The organism is Phytopseudomonas punonensis, assembly GCF_900142655.1.
GTDB classification, from domain to species: Bacteria; Pseudomonadota; Gammaproteobacteria; order Pseudomonadales; family Pseudomonadaceae; genus Aquipseudomonas; species Aquipseudomonas punonensis.
Window position 1 is genome coordinate 1468912 of record NZ_FRBQ01000001.1, and the last position, 7973, is coordinate 1476884.

Genomic DNA, 7973 nt, shown 5'->3' on the forward strand with positions numbered 1-7973 from the left:
TGCGCTTAGCGCATCACGAACGGGTCGGGCATCGGTGCTTGTGACAGGTTGATCCACACCGTTTTTAGTTCGGTGTAGGCCAGTACCGAGTCGATGCCGCTTTCACGGCCGTAACCGCTGTTCTTGAAGCCGCCGATCGGCGCCATGGCCGATACGGCACGGTAGGTGTTGACCCATATGATGCCTGAACGCACGCCTTTGGCCATGCGATGGGCGCGGCCCAAGTCGCGCGTCCAGATGCCGGCGGCAAGGCCGAACTGCGAGTCGTTGGCCATGGTCAGCGCTTCGGCTTCGTCGCTGAAGCGGATCACCGAGGCGACCGGGCCGAAGACCTCTTCCTGCATGATGGTCATCGAATGGTTGTCGCACTCGAACAGGGTCGGCTCGTAGTACCAGCCTTCGCCATCGACCTGCGGACGCTTGCCGCCCAGGCGCAGCTTCGCGCCTTCAGCCACGGCAGTGGCGACCAAACCTTCGACCACGGCGAGTTGCTGAGCGGTGGCCATGGGGCCCATTTCGCTGGCGTCGTCCTGCGGGTTACCGATGCGAATGCGCTTGGCGCGCTCGACCAGGCGCTCGACGAACTCGTCGTAGATGCTGTTCTGCACCAGCAAGCGCGAACCGGCTACGCAACTCTGCCCGGAGGCGGCGTAGATGCCGGCGACCACGCCGTTGATGGCGCTGTCCAGGTCGGCGTCGGCGAAGATGATGTTCGGCGATTTGCCGCCCAGTTCCAGTGACAGCTTGGCGAAGTTCTCGGCACTGGCGCGCACCACATGGCGGGCAGTGGCGGCGCCGCCGGTGAAGGCGATCTTGCGGATCAGCGGGTGACTGGTCAGCGCTGCGCCGGTGGTCGGGCCGTAGCCGGTGACCACGTTGACGACGCCAGCCGGAAAGCCCGCTTCGAGTGCCAGGCGCGCCAGCTCGAGAATGGTCGCCGATGCATGTTCCGAGGGCTTGAGCACAATGGTGTTGCCGGCTGCCAGGGCTGGCGCGAGCTTGATCGCGGTCAGGTACAGCGGGCTGTTCCACGGGATGATCCCGGCTACTACGCCAATTGGCTCGTGGGTGGTGTAGGCGAACATGTCCGGCTTATCGAGGGGCATGGTGCCGCCTTCGAGTTTGTCGGCCAGGCCCGCGGTGTAGTGGAAGAACTCTGGCAGGTAGCCGACCTGGCCGCGGGTTTCGCGGATCAGCTTGCCGTTGTCACGGCTTTCCAGCTGGGCCAGGGCTTCCTTGTTCTCAGCGATCAGGTCGCCGAGGCGACGCAGCAGCTTGCCCCGTGCGGTGGCGCTCAGGTTGCGCCAGGCCGGGTTGTCGAAGGCGGCTTGAGCGGCCTGCACGGCACGCTCGACGTCTTCGGCAGCGGCATCCGGGAGCACCGCCCAGGCCTGCGCCCTAGCCGGATCGAGGCTCTCGAAGGTCTTGCCCGATTGCGCGTCGACCCACTGGCCGTCAATGCACATCTGATAGCGTGCGAGTGTCATGCGACGATCCCCTTTGCGGTGCTCTGCAGCTGGCTGGCTTCTCTGAGGAATTCCAGCAGCATCTGGTTGACCAGGCGCGGCGATTCCACCGGCATCATATGCCGTTGCTCGGCCAGCACCACGGCGCGGGCGCCTGGAATGCATTGCGCCAATTGTTCGGCCATCTGCGGTGTAGAGCCCGGGTCGAGCTCGCCGGTAGCAATCAGCGTCGGCACCTTAATCTCGGCCAGGTCGTCTGCCCGGTACATATCCTGGGTGGCGAACAGCGTGTAGGTGGTCAGGTAACCCTGAGCATCGTTGCCGGCCAGGGTCTGGCGAATGGCGGCGATCTGCGCCGGGTTGGCCGCCTGATACTCACGACTGAACCAGCGCGACAATGCCGCTTCAGCGTTGGCGTCCGGACCATGTTCGGCGGCCTGGGCAGTACGTTCGATAACGCCGGCGCGCTGCTCGGGGCTGCGGTTGAACACACTGTTGAGCACCACCAGCGCGGCAATGCGTTGCGGGTAATGCAGGGCGAACGCACGCGCTACCAGGCCGCCCATCGAGAAGCCGATGACCGTGGCTTGCTGGGCGCCGAGATGATCGAGCAGTTCGCGCAACTGGTCGGCGTAACCGGCCAGGTCGGTGTCCGGGGCCGGGCGCGGGCTGTCGCCGTGGCCGAGCATGTCGTAGACGATGACCTGGAAATGCTGGGCCAGGCCTACGACCTGGCCGCCCCACATGTCTTTCGTCAGGCCCACGCCGTGGATCAATACCACGGGTTGGCCCTGGCCGATCACCCGGTAACTGGTGCCGGTGGGGGTACGTTCAGCGAGGTGCCGAATCATTGCCTGCTCCCGATTACTGCGCCTTCTCGGCAGCCAGTTCTTCCAGATCGATGTAACGGTTGCCGATGCGTGGGTGCAGGCGACCACCATTGGCGGCGCCGAGCACGACGACAATTTCATCGGCGCGCGGTGCGTCTTCGATCTGCATTTCCAGGGTGATGTAGTGCGAACGCAGGCCTTCGTCGTCCTTGTGCATCATCGGGATCTGGATCGAAGTGCCCGGACCGCCACGCTTGTTGGTGAATGACAGGTAGCTCTTGGCCTTCACCGCCTCGCGGTAGTGGTTGCCGAAACGCAGGGTGTGGATAACCGCGGAGGCATGCTCGATTTCACCGTCGGCTCCGACCACGGCAGCCTTGCCGTAGGCTTCGATTTTGTCGGCGCCACCAATGGCGGCGGTGAGGCGCTTGACCATCAGTTCGCCCAGCTCGGAGCAATTGGCCTTGATCTGCGGCTTGAGGTCTTCGACAAAACCGTTGCCAACCCATGGGTTCTTGATCACGACGGCCAGGCCGACCATGGTCACCGGCTTGTCAGTCGCCTTGCCGCCTTCGATCAGGGTTTCTTCTATGTAGCTGACGATCTTGCGAATCTCGAAACTCATGGCAGCTCCTCGGCTGGTTGGTGTTGGGTATTATGGTATACCAGAATACACAATATGCAAGCATTGCCGAATCCCAGGTGTGACGGTGCCTTGGCGGCATTCACGGTGGGCCAGTGGTAGTGAAAAGTGGCTGTTAAAGCTTTAATCGACAGACAGCGGAGCGGCTTGGGTCAGGCTGATCAAGGAGGCGGGCAGCTGGCTCTGCGTTGGCAAAGGGCGTTGCTGAACAAGCATCACTAGGCAGCCCTCCGGCTGCCTCTGCGATTTTAGAGGGCGGCGATTTATTTCAATGGACGCGCATGACATGTCAATCAATAATGTTATGTTATAACTATTAAATTGCTTTGATTGAGCCCGCCATGACTGCCGATGAATTGCTGGCCCAGCCCGCTGAGGCCTACATGAACGACACCCAGCAGGTGTTCTTTCGTGACCTGCTGACCCACCAGCGCGAGGAGTTGCAGCAGCGTATCGATGACGAGTTCGGCGAATTACGCGAGCAAGAGCGGCCAGCTGATGAAGCCGACATCGCCAGCCGTGAAGAACAGCGCCAGTGGCAACTGCGCCTGCTGGAGCGCGAAAAGAAGCTGCTCGACAAGATTGATCAAGCCCTTGAGCGCCTGGCCCGTGGTGAATACGGCTGGTGCCGCGAAACCGGTGAGCCCATCGGCCTGCGCCGTTTGCTGCTGCGGCCCATGGCCAGCCTGTGCATAGAAGCGAAAGAGCGCGAAGAACAACGCGAGCGCCACCAACGTGACCTGTGAACCTGATGCTGATGAGGAACCCGCCATGCCCGACCGCCTTCCCGTTACCGTGCTTTCCGGCTTTCTCGGCGCCGGCAAGAGCACGCTGCTCAACCATGTTCTGAAAAACCGCGATGGCTTGCGCGTCGCAGTGATCGTCAACGACATGAGCGAAATCAACATCGACGGCAGCGAGGTGCAGAAGGGCGTCAGCCTTAACCGCGCCGAAGAGAAGCTGGTCGAGATGAGCAACGGCTGCATCTGCTGCACCCTGCGCGAAGACCTGCTCGAGGAAGTCAGCAAGCTGGCTCGCGATGGCCGCTTCGATTACCTGCTGATCGAGTCGACCGGCATTTCCGAGCCGCTGCCGGTTGCCGAAACCTTCACCTTTCGTGACGAGCAGGGTCAGAGCCTGGCTGATTTGGCGCGGCTGGACACCCTGGTCACTGTGGTCGACGGGGTGAATTTCCTGCCCGACTTCCAGGCCGCGCAGAGCCTGGCCAGCCGCGGCGAAACCCTTGGCGAAGACGACGAACGCTCGATCACTGACCTGTTGATCGAGCAGATCGAGTTCGCCGACGTGCTGCTGATCAGCAAGATCGACCTGATCAGCAGTGCCGAGCGCGAAGAGCTGAGCGCCATTCTGCGCCGCCTCAACACCCGTGCCAGGATCGTGCCCATGAGCATGGGCGCGGTGCCGCTGGAGGCCATTCTTAACACCGGCCTGTTCGACTTCGCGCGTGCCGCCGAGTCGCCCGGCTGGCTCAAGGAGCTGCGCGGCGAGCACGTGCCGGAAACCGAGGAATACGGCATTGCCTCCAGCGCCTACCGGGCGCGGCGGCCGTTTCATCCGCAGCGCTTCTTCGATTTTCTCAGCCGCGAGTGGACCAACGGCCGGCTGCTGCGATCCAAGGGCTTCTTCTGGCTGGCCAGCAAGTATCAGGAGGCGGGCAGCTGGTCCCAGGCTGGCGGTTTGATGCGCCATGGACTGGCCGGGCGCTGGTGGCGTTTCGTGCCGAAAAGTCAGTGGCCGCAGGATGACGATGAACGCAAAGCCATCACCCGCCAGTGGGACAAGGCCAGCGGTGATTGCCGCCAGGAACTGGTATTTATCGGCCAGCACATCGATTTCGATCAGCTGCACGCCGAGCTGGACGACTGCCTGCTGACCGACGCAGAAATGGCCGCCGGCACCGAGAGCTGGCTGCGCCTGCCTGATCCGTTCGGCCCGTGGCAGGAGGCCGCGTGATGCTGGCATTCAAGACACCACCGCAGCCGCTACAGATAAGCAGCGAGCGTATCGACGTGCTTGGCGATGCGCTGCGCGATGACGTCAATCTGGCGGTCTGGCAGCGCAACCTGCCCGAGCACCTTGCCGCCTTCGCCAGCACCTTGCTGGCCCAGTGCGAGCCGTTGGCCGAATCGCTAAGCATTGAGCTGGTTGATATCGATGCCGAGCCTGACCTGCGCGGGCTGTTGAATGGCTACAGCGATCTGCCTGGCCAGGCGGCGTTTCTCGCCGATGTGGCCTGGCTGGTGCGTGCCTATGCCTGCCTGCTCGATGCCCGGTGCATCGGCTTGCGCCTACGTGCGCTGGATGGCGCCATGTGCCCGCGCTTTCACGTCGATCACGTGCCGCTGCGCCTGATCACCAGCTACGCCGGCCCCGGTAGCCAATGGCTGCGCGAGGGTGCGCTGTCACGTCAGCACCTCGGCGGCCCCCAGGCGCCTGACGAGCAGGCCGTGGTCGAGCAGATCGGCTGCGGGCATGTGGCGCTGGTCAAGGGTGAGCGTTGGGTGGGCAATGAAGGGCGGGGGCTGATCCATCGCTCGCCAACCTTGCCGGCCGGTGAACGGCGACTGCTGCTGACGCTGGATTGGCTGGCCTGAATCGCGGGCAAAAAAATGCTGCGCCTGAGCGCAGCAACATCGCCACCGGGCCTGTCCGGCAGCCAAGAGAGACTGTATTTACGCCGATAAAGATGACGATTGAATGACGGCTCAGTAGGCCATCCACACGCCCTTGCTCTGGCTCTCGCAGAAGGGCTTGAGGTAGGCGGCGTCTTCGGCGACGCGGTTTTATCGGATACCGTTCGACGGAAAGTCGATGTCGTGGATCAGTCGGCATTTCATTGTCACGGAGCGCCGGTAGACTATGCGTCCGGTAATGGCTCATTGCTGTTATGTGTTTTCGGTCGAGGCATGATCCTACCGTCATCCGCGCTGGCGGCTGTTTTTCTTGCCATTATCTTGATGCTTTTCATGGACATTACAGGGACGTAGTACCGTGCCGAATTTTGAGCAGATCACCCCGTATTCGTACGTACCCCTCAGCTTCTCTACCTCCGTCAATGCGCTGCTTTACGGAACTAAATTTGGCGCCGGGTGGGGTAACTCGGCGACGCTGTCCTACAGCTTCGCCAATCCCGGCGTGTCGCAGTACTCGCGCCAATATGATGACTTGATCGATCTGCCTGGCATCAACTACCGGGATTTTGTCTACGCCCTGACGGCCAATCAGAAGGATGCTGTACGCAGCGCGCTGGCTGACTGGAGCGCGGTTGCCAACCTGTCCTTCACCGAGGTCAGCGATACCGCCGGTGGCCAGGTAGGGGACCTGCGCTTCGGCGGCTATGAACTGATTGACTGGGATACGGCGGCATTCGCCTTTCTACCCGATGGCAGCCCGGTATCCGGCGACGTATGGATCGGCCGCGCCACCAATGAAACTGCGCCCTCGCCGGGTAGTTATGACTATCTGACCTTCGTGCATGAGATCGGTCATGCCCTGGGCCTCAAGCACTCGTTCGAGACCTCGGACTTCAGCAATTACGTGTTGCGTAGCGGCTATGACGACGTGCGCTATACGGTCATGAGCTACAACGACAGCTACGATTTCCAGCCCACTGGCCCGATGCTCTTCGATATCGCCGCTATTCAATACCTATATGGCAGCAACAATAGCTGGCAGGCGGGCGACAACGTTTACCGCTGGGATGCCAACGCGCAGATTTTCGAGACTATCTGGGATGCCGGTGGCAACGACACGATCGATGCCAGCAACCAGCTCGAAGGTGTGGTGATCAATCTCAATAGTGGCGAGTTCAGCTCGATTGGTCAGGATATTTATAACTATGCCACAGGAGTATGGCGTAATAATTTCCTGACCATTGCATATGGTGCGGTTATCGAGAATGCAATCGGTAGCGACTACAGAGACACCTTGATCGGCAATAGCGCCGATAACGTACTGGATGGCGGTAAAGGTGAGGACACATTGCGCGGCGGCGCCGGCAACGATACCTATTACATCGATCTTCCCACAGGCTCGGAATTCTATGACAGGGTGACCGAATATGCGGGTGAGGGTTACGACAAGGTCATCTTGCGTGGAACCAGCACCGGCTTTTTCGGCAGCTCGTTCTCCCTAGCTAACAATGTTGAAGAGGTGGATGCCAGCCAGACGGGCACTGTTGCGCTGACACTGCTTGGCAACAGTTCGGCCAACCGCATCATCGGCAATGCGGGAAACAACGTACTCAATGGTGGTGCCGGCGCCGATACCCTGATTGGAGGTGCTGGCAACGACACCTACGTGGTCGATAACGTCGGCGATGTGGTGATTGAGCGAGCCGGTGAAGGCATCGACTTGGTTCAGGTTGCCATCGCTACGGCGAATGGCACTTATACGCTAGGCGATCATGTCGAAAATGGCACACTGACCAACACGGTGGCGTTCAACCTGACCGGCAACGCGCTGAACAACGCTCTGACGGGCAACGCTGCGAACAACGTGCTCGATGGCGGGCTGGGTGCCGACACGATGAATGGTGGCGCCGGTAATGACACCTACATCGTTGATAATGTGGGCGACGTCATCATCGACAGTGCCGGCATTGATACGGTACTTGCCAGTATTTCCTATACGCTCGGCGATAGCCTTGAGAACCTGAGCCTGCTGGGCAGCGACCACCTCACTGCCACCGGCAACGCCCTGGCCAACGTCATCACCGGCAACGACGGCAACAACGTCATCGATGGTGGTGCTGGCGTGGATACGTTGCGCGGTGGCAAGGGCGATGACACCTATATCGTCGACCTGACGGTGAAGAACACCCTCGAAGACAGCCTGATCGAGAACCTCAACGAAGGTAACGATACCGTCCAACTGCGCGGTGGCAACGCAGCGTTGACTACAGTCACTGCCATTGCCCTGGCCAATAACATCGAGAACCTCGACGCCAGCGCGACTGGAAGCACGCGCCTGAACCTGACCGGCAACGTGCTGAACAACACCCTGATCGGCAAC

The 7973-nt window shown here is 61.1% G+C and carries 7 protein-coding genes; 4 read left to right on the top strand and 3 right to left on the bottom strand.

Going from position 1 to position 7973, the window contains the following annotated elements:
- Positions 1–5: 5 nt before the first annotated feature.
- From BUC40_RS06635 to BUC40_RS06645, 3 genes are read right to left on the bottom strand one after another with little or no spacing between them, the layout of a single operon-like run.
- The gene (locus BUC40_RS06635) at positions 6–1487 is read right to left on the bottom strand and encodes an aldehyde dehydrogenase (RefSeq protein WP_073263782.1); all 1482 of its coding nucleotides are present in this window, start codon (positions 1485–1487) and stop codon (positions 6–8) included.
- On the bottom strand, positions 1484–2317 hold the full coding sequence (locus BUC40_RS06640; protein WP_073263784.1) for an alpha/beta fold hydrolase: 834 nt from the start codon (positions 2315–2317) through the stop codon (positions 1484–1486). Before BUC40_RS06640 ends, BUC40_RS06635 begins: the two co-directional genes overlap by 4 nt.
- 13 nt (positions 2318–2330) lie before the next feature.
- Entirely contained in the window at positions 2331–2921 is a 591-nt protein-coding gene (locus tag BUC40_RS06645; protein WP_073263786.1) for an amino acid synthesis family protein, read from the bottom strand.
- A 359-nt stretch (positions 2922–3280) separates the two neighbouring features.
- On the opposite strand from BUC40_RS06645, the gene dksA reads away from it, so the two are divergent.
- The 4 genes from dksA to BUC40_RS06670 form a co-directional block, all read left to right on the top strand.
- On the top strand, positions 3281–3685 hold the full coding sequence (dksA, locus tag BUC40_RS06650) for an RNA polymerase-binding protein DksA (protein WP_073263788.1): 405 nt from the start codon (positions 3281–3283) through the stop codon (positions 3683–3685).
- A 25-nt stretch (positions 3686–3710) separates the two neighbouring features.
- Positions 3711–4913: a zinc metallochaperone GTPase ZigA gene (gene zigA / locus BUC40_RS06655; RefSeq protein WP_073263790.1), complete on the top strand. Its 1203-nt coding sequence runs from the start codon at positions 3711–3713 to the stop codon at positions 4911–4913.
- On the top strand, positions 4913–5554 hold the full coding sequence (locus tag BUC40_RS06660) for a DUF1826 domain-containing protein (protein WP_073263792.1): 642 nt from the start codon (positions 4913–4915) through the stop codon (positions 5552–5554). The genes zigA and BUC40_RS06660 overlap by 1 nt, the downstream gene beginning before the upstream one ends.
- Positions 5555–5951: 397 nt before the next feature.
- Positions 5952–7973, top strand: a 2022-nt coding sequence (locus BUC40_RS06670) for a M10 family metallopeptidase (protein ID WP_139272119.1), incomplete at its 3' end; no start/stop codon positions are given.